Origin of the sequence: Gardnerella sp. DNF00476 (genome assembly GCF_049262735.1) — a bacterium.
Classification (GTDB): domain Bacteria; phylum Actinomycetota; class Actinomycetes; order Actinomycetales; family Bifidobacteriaceae; genus Bifidobacterium; species Bifidobacterium vaginale.
Map to the genome: position 1 here is coordinate 1721252 of NZ_CP058401.1, position 15660 is coordinate 1736911.

12 protein-coding genes are annotated in these 15660 nt (G+C 38.1%); 4 read left to right on the forward strand and 8 right to left on the reverse strand.

Going from position 1 to position 15660, the window contains the following annotated elements; genetic code table 11:
• Window positions 1-72 precede the first annotated feature (72 nt).
• Together purM and purD are read left to right on the forward strand one after the other, a co-directional pair.
• On the forward strand, window positions 73-1107 hold the full coding sequence (gene purM / locus HXT25_RS06945) for a phosphoribosylformylglycinamidine cyclo-ligase (protein ID WP_004113603.1): 1035 nt from the start codon (window positions 73-75) through the stop codon (window positions 1105-1107).
• Window positions 1108-1164: 57 nt separating this feature from the next.
• A complete protein-coding gene (gene purD, locus HXT25_RS06950) occupies window positions 1165-2439 on the forward strand; it encodes a phosphoribosylamine--glycine ligase (protein ID WP_004117764.1) in 1275 nt (424 codons plus the stop codon).
• A gap of 25 nt (window positions 2440-2464) precedes the next feature.
• Here purD and HXT25_RS06955 read toward each other — a convergent pair whose 3' ends face one another.
• Window positions 2465-4498 carry an LTA synthase family protein gene (locus HXT25_RS06955; protein WP_004117762.1) on the reverse strand — a complete coding sequence of 678 codons (2034 nt, stop codon included), beginning with the start codon at window positions 4496-4498 and terminating at the stop codon, window positions 2465-2467.
• Window positions 4499-4765: 267 nt separating this feature from the next.
• On the opposite strand from HXT25_RS06955, the gene HXT25_RS06960 reads away from it, so the two are divergent.
• Together HXT25_RS06960 and HXT25_RS06965 are read left to right on the forward strand one after the other, a co-directional pair.
• On the forward strand, window positions 4766-6142 hold the full coding sequence (locus tag HXT25_RS06960; RefSeq protein ID WP_004138241.1) for an alpha/beta hydrolase-fold protein: 1377 nt from the start codon (window positions 4766-4768) through the stop codon (window positions 6140-6142).
• A 3-nt stretch (window positions 6143-6145) separates the two neighbouring features.
• Window positions 6146-8854, forward strand: coding sequence for a bifunctional lysylphosphatidylglycerol flippase/synthetase MprF (locus HXT25_RS06965; RefSeq protein WP_004113598.1), 2709 nt, complete (start codon window positions 6146-6148; stop codon window positions 8852-8854).
• An 84-nt stretch (window positions 8855-8938) separates the two neighbouring features.
• On the opposite strand, the gene HXT25_RS06970 is transcribed toward HXT25_RS06965, so the two are convergent.
• The 7 genes from HXT25_RS06970 to HXT25_RS07000 form a co-directional block, all read right to left on the reverse strand.
• Window positions 8939-9343 (reverse strand): Fur family transcriptional regulator, encoded by a 405-nt coding sequence (locus HXT25_RS06970; RefSeq protein ID WP_004113597.1) that lies wholly within the window; start codon window positions 9341-9343, stop codon window positions 8939-8941.
• Window positions 9344-9435: 92 nt separating this feature from the next.
• A complete protein-coding gene (gene purK, locus HXT25_RS06975) occupies window positions 9436-10608 on the reverse strand; it encodes a 5-(carboxyamino)imidazole ribonucleotide synthase (protein ID WP_004113596.1) in 1173 nt (390 codons plus the stop codon).
• Window positions 10592-11056 carry a 5-(carboxyamino)imidazole ribonucleotide mutase gene (gene purE, locus HXT25_RS06980; RefSeq protein ID WP_217430555.1) on the reverse strand — a complete coding sequence of 155 codons (465 nt, stop codon included), beginning with the start codon at window positions 11054-11056 and terminating at the stop codon, window positions 10592-10594. Before purE ends, purK begins: the two co-directional genes overlap by 17 nt.
• Window positions 11057-11206: 150 nt before the next feature.
• On the reverse strand, window positions 11207-11845 hold the full coding sequence (locus HXT25_RS06985) for an ABC transporter ATP-binding protein (RefSeq protein WP_004117754.1): 639 nt from the start codon (window positions 11843-11845) through the stop codon (window positions 11207-11209).
• A 158-nt stretch (window positions 11846-12003) separates the two neighbouring features.
• The gene (locus tag HXT25_RS06990; protein ID WP_174142855.1) at window positions 12004-13344 is read right to left on the reverse strand and encodes an ABC transporter permease; all 1341 of its coding nucleotides are present in this window, start codon (window positions 13342-13344) and stop codon (window positions 12004-12006) included.
• 24 nt (window positions 13345-13368) lie between these two features.
• Window positions 13369-14739 carry an ABC transporter permease gene (locus HXT25_RS06995; protein WP_101890298.1) on the reverse strand — a complete coding sequence of 457 codons (1371 nt, stop codon included), beginning with the start codon at window positions 14737-14739 and terminating at the stop codon, window positions 13369-13371.
• Between the two features lie 449 nt (window positions 14740-15188).
• Window positions 15189-15644: a tripartite tricarboxylate transporter TctB family protein gene (locus tag HXT25_RS07000; protein WP_004117747.1), complete on the reverse strand. Its 456-nt coding sequence runs from the start codon at window positions 15642-15644 to the stop codon at window positions 15189-15191.
• Window positions 15645-15660 lie beyond the last annotated feature (16 nt).

A 15660-nucleotide genomic window follows, 5' to 3' on the forward strand; every position in this document is an offset into this window, starting at 1 on the left:
TTTAATTGTTTACCGCAATTTATAAATAAAATTTAAGAAAATACTTATAACATAGTTATGAAAGGAATCAATATGCCACACGCATATGAAGAGGCTGGCGTAAGCGTAGAAGCAGGATACGAAGTAGTACGTCGTATTAAATCGCATGTGAATCGCACGAAACGCCCAGGCGTTGTAGGTGGCATCGGCGGATTTGGCGGCTTATTTGATTTGGCATCTCTTGGTTACAAAGAGCCAGTGCTGATTTCTGGTACGGATGGCGTTGGAACCAAGCTTGTGATTGCAAAAATGATGAATAAGCATAACACTATTGGCATTGATTGCGTTGCAATGTGCGTAAACGATATTGCAGCTCAAGGTGCCGAGCCTCTTTTCTTCCTCGATTACATTGCGTGTGGGAAAAACAATCCTGAAATACTTGAGCAGGTAGTTTCAGGCGTTGCAGATGGTTGCGTGCAATCAGAAGCAGGTTTAATTGGCGGCGAAACTGCTGAAATGCCTGGAATGTATGACGAAGACGAGTACGATCTTGCAGGTTTTGCAGTAGGCGTTGCAGAACGTTCGAATATTGTTGACGGCTCTGCTATTTGCGAAGGCGACGTGCTTATAGGACTTCCTTCTTCAGGAGTTCATTCAAACGGATTCTCTCTTGTTCGCAAAGCTTTGTTTGAAGAAGCAGGTTTTAGCGTTGACACCAAGTTAGATGAGCTTGGCGGCAAAACGCTTGGCGAAGTTCTTCTTGAACCTACTCGAATCTACGTAAAAGCTTTGAAGCCACTTTTTGCTGAGCATCTTATTAAGGGAGTTGCTCATATTACAGGCGGCGGATTTATTGAAAATGTTCCTCGCATGTATGCGGATGATTTGGCTGCAAAAATTGATACCACTAGCTGGAGCGTTCCACCTATTTTTGGCGTTATTGAAAAAGCTGGAGAAGTTACTCACGCTGAAATGTTCAACGTTTTTAATATGGGAATTGGCATGGTTTTGTCAGTTGATGAAAGCAAAGCAAACGAGGCAATGCGTATACTAAACGAGCATGACGAAACCGCTTATATTATTGGCAAAATGGCTAAGCGCGAAAACGCTGCAGTTGAGTTGTTGTAAACCGCAAAAAACGCAAAACAGTAGACAGCAAAATCTTAAAGCAATAAAGGATTAAAAATGAAAGTTTTAGTAGTTGGTTCTGGCGCTCGCGAACACGCTATTGCACACGCGTTACTTAAAGGAGAAAGCGTTGAAGAAGTAACTGTTGCTCCTGGAAATCCTGGTATTGCAGCAGATGGAATTCAAACTGTAAACATAAGTCAATCAGATCATGACGCTCTTATTAAGTTCGTTAAAGACAATAACTACGATTTTGCGTTCATTGGTCCTGAAGTTCCGCTTATGAATGGCATTGTTGACGATTTTGAAGCGCATGGAATTGCCGCTTTTGGTCCAAACAAAGCCGCAGCTCAAATTGAAGGCTCTAAAGATTTCGCAAAAAAGCTTATGGCTCGTCACAACGTTCCAACTGCCTCCTACAAAACATTTGACGCTTTGGAGCCTGCACGCGCATACGTTATTGAGCATGGTGCTCCAATTGTTATTAAAGCGGACGGTTTGGCTGCTGGAAAAGGCGTTACTGTTGCTATGGATGAGCAAACAGCAGTTGATGCTTTGGAAGATATTTTCGTCGATCATCGTTTTGGTCAAGCTGGAGCAAAAGTTGTTATTGAAGAATTTTTGCAAGGTCAAGAGTTTTCACTTATGAGTTTCGTAAGCGGAACTGATTTTTGGGTTATGCCAATTTCTCAAGACCACAAACGCGCTCACGACGGCGACACTGGTCCAAATACTGGAGGCATGGGAGCTTATAGTCCTGTTCCACAAATTAGCGACGAAACAGTTCAGCGTGCTATTGACGAGATTGTGCGCCCAACTGTTGAAGGACTAGCTAAAGAGGGCACGCCTTTTACCGGTGTACTTTATGCTGGATTAATTGATACAGCTTCAGGGCCTAAAGTTATTGAGTTTAATGCTCGTTTTGGAGACCCAGAAACCGAAGTTGTTCTTCCAAGACTTACTAGCGACTTTGGTGAAGCTATTTTTAACATTTTGCATGGCAAAGAACCAACATTTACTTGGATTAAAAATGGCGTAACTCTTGGAGTTGTATTAGCAAGCGAAGGCTACCCTGGCACTTTAGTTACTGGAACTCCTCTTCCTCAAATTCCTATTGACGAAGATCAAGGTCAGCACGTGTATTATGCAGGAGTAAAAAGCGATGAAGAAAGCGGAAAACTTCTTACTTCTTCAGGCAGAATAGCTCTTGTGCAAGTGCATGGAAACGATGTAAAAGACGCTCAAAACAACGTCTACAGCATATTAGATAAGCTTAATCTTCCTCACATGTTCTTTAGGCATGACATTGCGTCAAAAGCACTAGACCTGTAGAGGATGATCCGACTATCTGATTATCTTAAAAACCAAGAAAGTTTGTGTTTTTAAGATAATGCTTCCCAGCTGTAATGTCGTACTGAATCAAGCGATAATCATGCAATAATTGCTTAGTTTCTTTATTCATACTATTAGCAATCATTGGCTTACCATGATTATTCAGATAGATGGATTGTCCTTCTGGAATCCTATCCCAACCTTGAATCTTATTTACTACAGGAGGCTCCATAGCACTAACCTTATCGTGTAATCTAGTAAGGAAAGCTATATAGGGCGAAACCTTTGAATTAGTATGAGATGCTACTTGAGATATGAAGAAGTTTGGAGACGAATAAGTATTTTTATGAATATTTTTAATCTTATTTGTTTCAATAGCTTTTCTGTTTGACCAAATAAAGTAGTCAGTTAAATGCAGATCTAGAGAATTATTTTGATCTGCACTAGCCGTACTGTATACGCCAGGAAGATGATCGCCGTAAAACACAACAGTAACAGGCTTGTCAATTGAATCAAGATTCTCTAAGAACTTTTGCGTAGCATGATCCGTGTAATTAACACCCTTAGCATATGTTTCAATTGATGATGTTTCCGATTGTCCTAAATTAGGTGAACCATCTTTTGCTTTTGCAACAAAATCATTATTCTTATACCAATTTCTATAAGGCATATGATTTTGCATTGTGACTACTTGCACAAACTGCGGCTTTTTACTAGCAGAAATTGACTCAAATGCGCTATCGTAAGCTGAAGAATCTGAAACATAAGGAGATTTATCCAACATTTTTTTATGAGAAATAATATTAGGACCTTCAAGAGCATAAAACTTACTAAAACCGAACTTCTTGTAGTTTATTGATCTAGAATACATGCTTGGCTCATATGGATGAAAAGCTACAGAATTTCCTTCACTACCCCAATATCTGTTGATTGTAGGAGTCCAAGAAGAATTTGGAACAAGCTGCTGATACGGGCTTGTAAGAGATGAATTGAAGTTCACCATGCTCAATCCCGTAAGAGACATATATTCGAGATTCGCTGTTCCCCCACCATAACCAGAAGAAAGCATTAAACCACTATCTGTTTTCTCTTTCAAAGAGCTTATAAATGGCATTGGATTCTTATTCAGTTGCAATCCTGGAACCCTCATTGGGTTTGAGAAAGATTCCGAAAGTACATAAACCACAGTATTGTCTGAAATTTTGCTTTTGCGAGAAACATTGATTTTCTTAGCTTCAGTATCATATTTTTTTAGAAGAGCTTTCATAGTGGATTCATTGTAATCCGCTGGTTTATCCATAACTTTTGGATTCACTTGTCTTAAGAAAGCAACTAAAGCACCGTTTCTTTGCGAATCATAAACAGAATCCCACATCGCAGGAGCATCGCCCATAAACTTAGCAAAACCGTTAGCACTAGAACCAACTGTTCCAACCCCAGAAACATACCATCCAAGACCCAAAAAACACACTAAGCATGTAACAACTCTAATTACAATAGAAATGCGAAAATCCTTAGTAAACACGATTTTTCCGCGATTTACATCTACAAAATGCATAAAAATAGCAGCAATAACAGCTACAAGTACAGCAATAATGGAGCAGACAATCACAGCTATAGCATTATCTGGCAGAAAAGATGCGATATTCCCCGTATTACTCTTTAAAAAGTTCAAGTCCGCTGGAAGAATTGTCTCGTATCTAACATTAACCTTCATATACTCGATTACAGAAATTATTACAGATAATGTAATCAGAATAAGTGTAGTAATCCAAAAACGATTTATTACCATCAACAGAATTCCGTAAATTAGAGCAACTATAAGCAGATTCAAAACGAATACAAAATTTAAGCTAATCCACATTTTTGAAATTATGTTCCATGCGCTTGCCGAAAGCGAGGAAGTCATTTCCACTCGTCCAGACCTTTGAACAGAAAGCTGCACAATCATAACCATTATTGCATCAAATACAACGAACAGAACCGCATACAACCATCGCGGAATCGCAAGCTTAAAACGCTTAAAAATAGTAAGAAAATTGCTTAATGGCAATTTCACACCCTTCTAATTACATGACTAATACATAACTCATTTACGCATCTATGTTACAAATACATTTTAATTATCGCCATCGTCATAAATAAACATAACTTGTAGTAAACAATTGTGTATATTCATACTTTTGACGTATTGCAATAAACTCTGTATCTTTTATCATTATAATTGATGACATAATATAGAAAATTTTAAGGATTACGAATTATATTATCAACGGCTGTATTTTTTGATAGCTCTAATCTAGTGAGGTTTTAAGGAACAGTAAGAATGAAGTTTATTGCCACAATTAACCTAATGCACGGCATACTACCTATAAGTATATTCACAATATCTGGATTATGCTTAGCTGTCCTTTTAATAACAAAATCTAAAAAAATAAAGTATCTTCCATCTCTTTTAACACAATTAGGTTCTGCATCATTATTCGCACTTATATTTGGATTTATAACTTGGCTTATTTCAGACGTTTTTCTTGTATTCGGAGTAAGCCTAGGATGGCTTGTGATTTTTTCTATTGCAGGAGGATTTGCGGCTGTAGGATTTGCTTTAAGCGCGGCTATAATATCTAAAGGATATAGAAGAGCTTTTGCAATATTTTCAATTATTTTGTTTATTTTAGCCACAATGATTCGCGTAAACATGATTTATGGCGAATACACAACTATTGGATCAGTATTCGGATTAGGTAATTATCCGAAGCTTGAAGAGCATAATAAACATAATGGGGTTATGGAAATCGCTGATTGGAATTCACTTGCAGCACAAAACAAGCTCCCCAAAATACCATCCAAAGGAATAAGTAGATCCGTTAAAATTCCCGCAACAACATCTAACTTCCGTGCCCGCACCGCAAACGTCTACTTACCACCAGCAGCTTTAACAAAATACGCTCCAAAACTACCTGTAATGGTTCTTCTTTCTGGTCAACCAGGAAGCCCTAATAGGCTATTTGCTGCGAGCGAAATTGTAAACACCTTAGACGCTTATGCTAAGGATCATAATGGTTTAGCTCCAATTGTTGTGTCACCAGATCAAAACGGTACTGCAACACACAATTCTCTTTGCGCGGATACAAAGGTTTATGGAAAAGCACAAACTTATTTGACAAAAGATGTTGTTAATTGGATTCATAAAAATCTACCAGCCAGCAACAATCCAGCACTTTGGCTAATGGGAGGATTTTCTCAAGGAGGAACTTGCGCAACTCAGATTGTGCCAGCTTATCCTAAACTATTTGGAAACATGTATTCTGCAGGCGGAGAACTAGAGCCAACATACAAGAATCGCGATGAAACAATAAAACGTTATTTTGATGGAGATCGCAAAAAATACGAAAAGCATATTCCAGCAAACATAATGAGAAAAAATGCTCCTTTAAAACAAAATTATTACTCTATAGCTGGAGCTTGGGATCCTAAATCGCAAGTAAATCAGTCTAATATTGCTATAGCGGCTCATAAGTCTGGAATAAGCGTTATAACCATGATTTCTAAAGGATCTGGACACGATTGGCATACCGTTCAAAATGGGTTAAAAGTTGTAATCGACCATCTTTGTAAAGATTCTGGAATAACAAGCAATTATCCAGATTTAAACTCTTATAATAATATTCAAGTGGTTATCAATCAGAAGGTGAGGCGATAAATCATGCCAAACTTTTTATCAAAAAATCACGAGTCTACAGCAAAACATCATTTAAGCGTTCTTACCAACGATGTGCGCATGTGGCTATCGCAGCGCGTGCTAGCAGCGAAAATAACTCTAGTTTTCTTGGTTATTAACCTTATTCACTGGGTTTTCAGTACCGTAATGCACATCTATACTTATGGCACCAATGCAACTCTTTCACAATTCTTCTCGTATCATAAACCGAAAATAAGCTCTACTTTTTTGTTTGGGCATAGAAATATTACACAGCTTCTGATTAAACTATTCCACTCGCTATTTTTTGTAAATAGTTTCCCATCTCTAATAGTAAATGCAATACTTTCACTTGTTTTAATAGGGTTAGCCGAAACACGTATCGGTAAAATGCGTTTGCTTTTTGTTTCCGTAACAAGCACTCTTATTGGAACAATACTCGGTCTTACTTTAATCGGTAATCTTTCAATGATTATTAGAAACATGCGTTGGATTACTAGAATACCAATTAGACTTTCTCCTTTTACACTTTTTGTTGGAGCTTTTATGGCTGCAGCAACATGCGAATCGATATTGTGGCGTAGACGAATGTTTGTTTTAGGATACGCAATCACGTCTGCGATGCTTCTTTATAGTGGAAATCCTGGGGATTATTGCACAATTTTTGCAGCAATTTGTGGCCATATTATTGGCAATCTGATGAACAAAAATAGCAATGCTAATACAAATACTGTAAAAAGCGCGAACTGGTGGGAAGGAACAGACTACGAGATTAGACGTCTATTTTCCATAACTCAACTTGTTATGGCTTTAGGACCAGTTCTTGCACTATCTTCTAGATCTCACGCTGGAATACTAACTACATTAGGTTTATTCATGTCTCCGCAAATGGGTACGAAACCGTGGCTAGCAAGATGTATATCAAACTATAGTTCAAGCAGTTGCCTGCTTCATTCAGGATTACAACACGCAACAATAGGAGGTCTTTGGATTCGTATTCTTTTGCCTATCGTCACTTTAATGATTATATCTTGGGGACTTTTACGCGGAAGAAGACTTGCAGCTTATGCTGCTATAACAATCAACGGAATTACAGCAGTATATGCAACCATGTATTTTGCCATTTTGCCTTTGATTGCAACTAAACAAACCATGATTTTCCACAAGAATAATGCTACTTCTATAGCCTTTATGCTTACAGCTTTGCCTCCTTTATTAATCGCAATCCTACTGTTTATAAGCATAAAGCATTTTCCAAATCATAGTGATAAGCTTGAGCGCAGAGTTGGATTAGCTGCAATTGTTTTTGCACTATTTTCTACTGGAATAGGATATGTTTGCTTCGGGTTGATTGCACCAAATGAATTTAAGCCTGTAGCAGACTTGCATCATTTACTACGTGACCTTCCAGGGCGTTGGATGCCTATGGGCTTTGGATTAAGGTCCAATGCCATGCTTACACCTATAACTCCTTTGTCTTCAGCAATAACTCAAGGTGTTGGAGTTCTATTCTGGCTTGTTCTTTTTGCTGTTTGCATGGTGTGGTTTAGAAACAAAATAACAATTAATGAAGAAGACCGCAAAAAAGCAAGCAAGTTAGTTCAACTTGGTGGAGACACCATGAGTTTTATGACAACATGGCATGATAACCACTATTGGTTCTCCGCCACTGAACATTCTGCAATAGCATACAGACTAAAATATGGAGTTGCTTTAACTCTAACTGGTCCTTTTGGAGATAAAACAGAATATAAACAAGATTTGAAAGCGTTTATTCAACTTTGCGAACAAAATTCATGGTCTCCAGCATTCTACGCTGTTCACGATGAAGAACGAAAAGCCTTGGAATCTATTGGTTTTTCTTCTATAAAAGTTGGAAGCGATATGCTAGTCTACCCTAAAGAGTGGCAAACTAGGGGTAAAAAGTGGCAGGATATTCGCACTGCCATAAACAAGGCAAAACGTGATGGAATAACAGATGTTCTTAGCACTTACAACGATGCTCCTTGGGAAGTTCAGCAACAAATTATTGAGATTTCGGAAGAATGGGCGGAACTTAAAGCCCTTCCAGAAATGAAGTTTACTCTTGGCGGTTTGGAAGAATTGCATGATCCTAGAGTAAAGATTTTGTATGCGATTGACGAGAATAATCGCGTTCTTGGGGTTACAAGTTGGATGCCGACTTATGACAATAATCGCATAATCGGGTGGACTCTTGATTTTATGAGACATCGCACGAATAGCCCTAATGGAATTATGGAGTTGCTTATCGCTAGAATGGCGGAACGGTTAAGAGACGAAGGTCTTGAAAATCCAGAATCTGCTGTGGAGTTTATGAGTCTTTCTGCAGCTCCTCTTGCTGGAATAACAGATATTTGTGAAAATTCTACATTAAGCAATGAGGATTCTAGTAAAGATATCCAGGCAAGCCAAAAGCCTACAATTCATGGAGATTCTCAATCTTCAAATCATCATGAATCAAATGATATTATTGTTCATACGCTTGAAATGATGTCCGATATTTTGGAGCCAGCATACGGATTTAAGTCGCTTTATTTCTTTAAAAAGAAGTTCCAGCCTACTAATAGACCTGTATACATATGCTATTTGGATTCTGCAAAACTAGCACAAATATCGTTAGCTGTTACAAGCTCTTATTTGCCAGAGACTAATCCTAAGCAGATTTTAGAAATGCTAAAAACTCTTAAAAAATAGTTCATGTAATGAAAAATCAGCCTAAATTCTAAATCTAGGCTGATTTTTAACTGTAATTAATTAGATTGATTAATGAGTTTGCAATCAATCTACACTCTGATTACAGTCTGGGCATAATCCAAACACTTCCAAAGTGTGATCTATAACCGTATACCCATGAGATTCGGCGATCTTGTGAATCCAACCCTCATCATCAGGAGGCTCTATATCCACGGTTTTACCACACTTTTCACACACAAGATGGTGATGATGAGTATTCTCATCGCAAATGCGAAATAGTTGCTGTCCATTAAAACGAACAGTATCAACATCGCCACTTTGTGCAAGCATATTAAGCTGACGATACACTGTGGCTAAACCAATGATTTCACCATCTTCCACAAGCAGGCGATGCAGATTCTGTGCAGAAACAAAATTACGCGAAGCTCTTAAATGTTCAAGAACAGTTTCTTTTTGCTTAGTGTTTCTGCGTACTGGCTCACCAACCATTATTTAACCTTTTACCTTTCAAACTATTAAAAAATCTAATACTAGTCCAACAAACTATAACTATTTAAATTTTAAGACTAATACTAAATCTTTTAATCAAGCTCGTCATCCCAACAGCCAGTAGCATCTAATTCTGCAGCTTCTTTAACTGGGTCATCACACAAAACAGTAATATGACCCATTTTGCGATTTTTACGAACCTCAGCCTTTCCATAGTCATGAACATGCCATTCTGGATGCTCTAATATAAGAGAACGAGTAGGAGCAACATGTTGACCAAGAACATTAACCATCACTGCAGGAGAAAGCAGCTTAGGCTTTTTTAAAGGCCATCCAACAATACCGCGAATATGTGCTTCAAACTGATCCATATCGCAAGCTTCAATCGTGTAATGCCCAGAATTGTGAGGGCGAGGAGCAAGCTCGTTTACTACTACACGATTATCTTTAGTAATAAATAACTCAATGCCAAGCGTTCCAGCAAGCTCAAAACCTTTAGCCAGTTGAAGCGCTAAATCGTGTGCGGTCTCTTCTACAACAGGATCCACAACTGCAGGTGCGAGAGTCATATGAAGAATGCTATTGTGATGAACGTTTTTTACAAGAGGATAAGTCACAAAATCATTACCATTGCCGGAAACAAGAATTGAAGCTTCAAAAGCAAAATCTACAAAGCCTTCAAGAATAGACGGAGGGAATTTTCCTCCCCTATCGGAACGGTGATGAATATTAGCAACATCTTCTTCAGTGCGAAGAACATCCTGACCATGACCATCATAGCCACCACGACGAGTCTTAAGAATAGCAGGCAAACCAATTTCTTCGATTGCTGCGTCTAAATCGTCAAGATTATTGACTTCACGCCATTTAGCTGTTTCAATGCCATGTTTATTAATAAACTCTTTTTCACAAACACGATCTTGTGTAACACGCAATAAATCTGTGCCCTGAGGAATAGCTGTTAAATGACGAACCTTATCTAACGCATCTGCGTTAACATTTTCAAACTCGTATGTAAGAACATCACAACGTTCAGCAAGCTCGCGCAAGCCTTCAGGATCATCATAATTTGCCTCAACCTGCAAATCTGCAACCTGAAATACTGGGCAATCAAGCGTTGGATCTAAAACTCCTATGCGGAATCCCATATGTCTAGCTGCAATAGCCATCATGCGTCCCAATTGACCGCCGCCAATAATTCCAATAGTGGCTCCTGGCATCAAACGCTCTACAGCACCATTAGTGACTTCAGATAAGCTCGGCATTAGATTCCTCAACCTTCTCTTTTAATTCTTGACGGTAATCTTCAAGTTCGTCTGCAAGACGATTATCTGTTGTGCTCAACATGCTTACTGCAAGCAAACCAGCATTTGTAGCTCCCGAGTTGCCCACAGCTGTTGTAGCAACAGGAATACCACCAGGCATTTGCACTATAGAAAGCAAAGAATCCCAGCCCGAAAGAGCATGGGATTTTACAGGAACACCAACAACTGGAAGAGTTGTTTGAGCAGCAATCATACCTGGTAAGTGTGCCGCTCCACCAGCGCCAGCAATAATTACGCGAAAACCATTTTTTCTAGCACTGTGAGCAAAATCTGCCATAAGTTCTGGAGTGCGATGTGCAGAAATAACTTTTTTCATATACGGCACTCTGAATCTTTCTAGGATTTCGCAGGCATGACGCATGGTTTCCCAATCACTTGAAGACCCCATAACAACTGCCACAATAGGCTTAGAATCTGACACTTCAGCCACAACAACCTCCCCGTGTATGCACTGATACGCAACTTCTGCGCAAAGGTTACGCACAGGTTTTACTTTACGCAGAAGCACGGAAAAATCGTTGATAATTAGTCTTTTATATTATTTTTTTGTTAACTGTTTGTTTTTGAGAACATATTTTATGTCTGCAGCAGCCGCCACATCGCTCGAATGTGTTACAACAATCACGCATTTTCCGTGTTTATGAGCTGCGTCTTTTAAGATTGATATAACTTCTTGTGTTGTATTTGGATCCAAGCTACCTGTTGGCTCATCGGCAAGAATAACAGGAGCAGAAGATACAAGCGCTCGCGCAATAGCCACTCGCTGCTGCTGCCCGCCAGAAAGCTTTGTTATATTTCTAGTTGATTCGTCTTCACTAAGTCCCAGTTCTTTAAGAATCTTGGAATCAGCATTTGAATTAACAAGACGCAAGTTTTCTACAGGAGTCAAGTAGTCGATTAGATTGAAATTCTGAAAAACTAAAGACACATGATTCTTGCGATGATTAGAATATCCACCATTCTTGGAAATATCTTGTCCATCAAACAATACTGTTCCTTTTGTTGGAGTATCTAATCCTGCTAGAAGAGATAGCATAGTGGATTTTCCAGCTCCAGATTGACCTGTAATACTGTATATTTTCCCTGATTCAAAATCCGCATTAACGTTTCTAAGAACAGGAATATTAGTTGCACCATAAGAATAATCAACGTTGTTAAGTTTTAATAAAGTAGTCATAATAAAACTCCAATATTTTCTAAATTTAATATTTCATACTTAATATTTAATACTTGTAAATTTTTAATTTTCTATCAGAATCCGAATCTTATTCTTAATAAAATCCAGTTAAATCCAATCTTCTAATTGATTCATATTAATTATCTAAGAAAATCACCTCAGCTCATTGAATTCAATACAAAGCGAGGCTTTTTAAACATTATTGGCGCAAGAGCAATGCATAGAGATACAAACGCTATAGCAAATCCTATAAGAATAGCAAAAAATGTTTGTTTATTTGGAATCCAAGAAATGCTTAAGTCAGAAATTGTACTATTTGAGACATTAGCCAATAGCATTGATCCTACACTTGAAGATATTGCAGACCCAATTAGAATTGATGCAACTGAACAGAAGGCTGTTATTATAAAAACTTCTATAATCATTTGCAAAGCTATTACAGACTTGTTCATACCAATTGCCATTAGAACTCCAACTTCGTGAATCCTTCCTCGAACCCAAAAAACAAGAACTAAACCAAGCACTATAATTCCGACTAATGCAAGACACATTAAAATCATTGTTACTAGTTGCTTAACTGTTTTTACAGATTGAAGAACAGAGGCAAATCTTTGCGCATTGTTTTCTACAGAAAGCATGCCATCGCCATCGTTTTTAGCGATTTTATTAGCTTCTTCTAAAGCTTTAGTTAGATTATTTGAATTTTGCATAACGCACTTTATAGAACTGCGATTTTTACTTCCAGACAGGTAAAGAGCGGATTCTAAATCAGTTATTACGCGATTTTCGGAAGAGTCTGACGGCAACGCACCTTTTGTTTGCATCTTGCCAGAAAAAATACCAACAACCTTAAGATTAATGCTTTTGCTGCCTTGTTTTAGCTTTAAAACAGAGCCGAGTTTAAGATTATTTTGCTTAGCAAAAGACTTGTGAATTATTGCAGATTTTGCGCGCTTAAAGTCGCCAGGTGCCGAAGAATGAATATGATTACCTTCCTCAAGCTTATATAATCCTTCTTGAAATCCTTGTGATAACTGTGATCTAGTTGTTCCCGTTATTGAAACAAGCGAAAACATCTCATCATTGTCTAAACGCGGACCATGTATTGGCGCTACAATTTTAACGTTAACAGGATTTGCTAAAACATCTTTTTCTTCTGCAATAGTTTTTATTCCACTAATCTTTTTAAATTTTGCAATAAGATTTTCTGGAATTCCTTCGTTTTTTTGCAAATCTTGAGGAATATCTTGCTGCGATTGATTAGCGGAATCACTAGAAGAATCAGACTCTGGCAAAGTCTCTCCCTGCGTTTTTGCATAAACGCTAAAACCTAAGCCAATATTAGAAGCTATTTGATTCTCAAGATTTTTTACAGAAGCAATAACTCCACTCTGGCAAATAAGCGCACTAAGAACAACCGTAATAATCAAAGCTAAAATAGCACTGCGCCTTGGTTTTCTAACTATAGCTAGCCAAGCTCTTTTTATAATTTGAGTCATTTTACCACCTACTTTTGCAGCCAACTACTTTTGCATGCCAAGCAAATCTCTAGGAGACTTTCGCAAAATAGGAAGATAAGACAACGCAACTGCCACAACAATAACCATCAGAACAATTAATGACGATTGAATTAAACATTCTGTGTTAACTTGAACAGCAATCTTATCTAATGTTCTCGTTGCCATGCTCGATTCTAGATTTCCTCCAGCTTGACCCATCGAACTAAGCTGCTGCGCGGCAGAATTTTTTACTGAGCCTAATGCGCAATCACTAATCCAAGGAGATATTGCGCTCGCAAAACCGTAACCTATTGCAATAGCTGGAATAGCAAGTATCACAAGCTCAGAAATCTGCTGCAATACAAGTGACGCCTTTCCAACACCAATTGAAGTTAGAACACCAATTTCTCTTCTACGCTCATTAATCCAAAGAATAAGCACTAATCCTAAAGCAATTACAGCAAACGCGCTTACTGCAATAACTGTTATGTTCATCATGGATTTTACGCCTTTTGCTGCTCCAATCATGCCTTGTACGAATTGATCATCTCGAGTAATCTGATAGTTTTGCAAATCAATCGGAAGCTTAGACGCTTCTTCAATCACAGAATCTGCGTCCGCTCCTTTTTTAACCTTAAAACTTGCGTCCTGGTATATCTCTTTTCCATGCTTATATTTGTAAAGCTCTCTGGTTGTTTTCAAATCTGTATACACAGTATTTGCAGTTAATTCCGCACGTGTTGCAACTGGGCGATTATTAGCTCCGCCATAAATTCCAACTATGCGTGTTTTTACTTGCTCCGTAGAATGGTTAAGATTATCGGCGTCAAACGGGTTTGCTTTAAGCGTTAACGAATCGCCTAATTTTAAGCCATTTAGTTTTGCTAAATCTTCGTGGATTAAGGAAGCATGCTCATCTGATTCTTGCAAAGCTCTTCCTTTAACCATGTGAATTGATTTTGTTTTGAAAGCATTTAAGCCCTTAGAAGAGTTTGTTCCCTCTAAGTTTACAGCGTTTCCAAATTGCTTTTCTCTACGAGCATCGTAGTCTTGAACACCTTTGATTCTAGCTGCTTTTGCACCAACTAAATCGGCAGTAACATTTTGACGCAAAACATACGAATCAACATTTTTTAGTGACGCTATTTTTTTAACATCACTTGGTTTAACGGTTCCTGCTCCCCTAGGAGTTCCAGGATTTACTTGCGGATTATTTGCTAAAACAAAACTAGATTCTGCCTGTTCTTCTACCTTTTTGCCTTCTTTTTCTGCAGCAATCGCAACTGCAGAAGATGCCAGCAGAAGCGTTGAAATTAATGCTAATATTACAAACACTATTGCTGATTTCACTCTTTTTCTCAAAACGTAGCGTATTGCGCGAGAAATAAATGTCATCGACTACCTTCCTCATTGAACACTTGTCATTATGAAATTGTCTGTTACAAAATAGGTACAATAAGTACAATCTCGTAGCTTATATGATTTACCCTTATAAAAAGCTAAGAAAGAACTGTTGATTTTCTTTAAATATCTTAGAAAATTTTATGAAAATTACTGATTTAATCTAAAAAATATGCGCAATATTGTTATAATCATTTTAAATATTTTTAGTTGTCGAATGATTATAGAAGAAAATTACGCAAACAAACTATAAGTTTTACTAATTAAAACTTACTAGTCAAAAAAATTTATTTTGCATGATTTAACTAGAATTTGCATGATCATTTTGCAAGATTTGCATAGATAAAAGCGTGTAAAACAAACAAGGCGCGCACATTGTATTACCAAAGCGCCCGCCTTAATTATTTTTATTTATAAACAAACCTAAATCGACCCAAATCTAACTAAAGCGCGGTACCGTGCTGATCGAGTCGCGGATTTTGCTTAGAGTTGCTAAAGCTAAAGAACAGCCCAAACACGCCCAAAGCAAACAACACTGCAACAGTTATAACAAGCACCATTGGCTGACTTGGCAGCCACATAATTACCAAGAACGCGAATGCAGAAAGCAAGAGAACAGCCCAAGAACACACGCCAATAACTTTGCGAACAGTATTCCAAGTATCATCTCCAGCCTTAGCTCGCTTAATATTACGAGTTAACTGTTCCTCTTGTTCTGTAACGCTAGAAGATGGCTTCCAACCGTCAACGCCGTTTTCTTGGAGCCTTCTTGAATGTTCTTGCAGATTGTATTCGTCAATCATTCCACCGCGACCGCGGCCATTCGTTTGATCGTATTGAGACGGGATTCCCCTACGACTCTGCCTGGCTTTTGCTCTACGCTCTTTGCGGTTTGCCATGATTGATTCCTTTCTG

Excerpts from the sequence above, each read along its gene's own strand:
- purM (WP_004113603.1), top strand. The coding sequence starts at position 73 with ATGCCACACGCATATGAAGAGGCTGGCGTAAGCGTAGAAGCAGGATAC.
- purD (WP_004117764.1), top strand. The coding sequence starts at position 1,165 with ATGAAAGTTTTAGTAGTTGGTTCTGGCGCTCGCGAACACGCTATTGCA.
- HXT25_RS06960 (WP_004138241.1), top strand. The coding sequence starts at position 4,766 with ATGAAGTTTATTGCCACAATTAACCTAATGCACGGCATACTACCTATA.
- HXT25_RS06965 (WP_004113598.1), top strand. The coding sequence starts at position 6,146 with ATGCCAAACTTTTTATCAAAAAATCACGAGTCTACAGCAAAACATCAT.
- HXT25_RS06970 (WP_004113597.1), bottom strand. The coding sequence starts at position 9,343 with ATGGTTGGTGAGCCAGTACGCAGAAACACTAAGCAAAAAGAAACTGTT.
- purK (WP_004113596.1), bottom strand. The coding sequence starts at position 10,608 with ATGCCGAGCTTATCTGAAGTCACTAATGGTGCTGTAGAGCGTTTGATG.
- purE (WP_217430555.1), bottom strand. The coding sequence starts at position 11,056 with ATGGGGTCTTCAAGTGATTGGGAAACCATGCGTCATGCCTGCGAAATC.
- HXT25_RS06985 (WP_004117754.1), bottom strand. The coding sequence starts at position 11,845 with ATGACTACTTTATTAAAACTTAACAACGTTGATTATTCTTATGGTGCA.
- HXT25_RS06990 (WP_174142855.1), bottom strand. The coding sequence starts at position 13,344 with ATGACTCAAATTATAAAAAGAGCTTGGCTAGCTATAGTTAGAAAACCA.
- HXT25_RS06995 (WP_101890298.1), bottom strand. The coding sequence starts at position 14,739 with ATGACATTTATTTCTCGCGCAATACGCTACGTTTTGAGAAAAAGAGTG.
- HXT25_RS07000 (WP_004117747.1), bottom strand. The coding sequence starts at position 15,644 with ATGGCAAACCGCAAAGAGCGTAGAGCAAAAGCCAGGCAGAGTCGTAGG.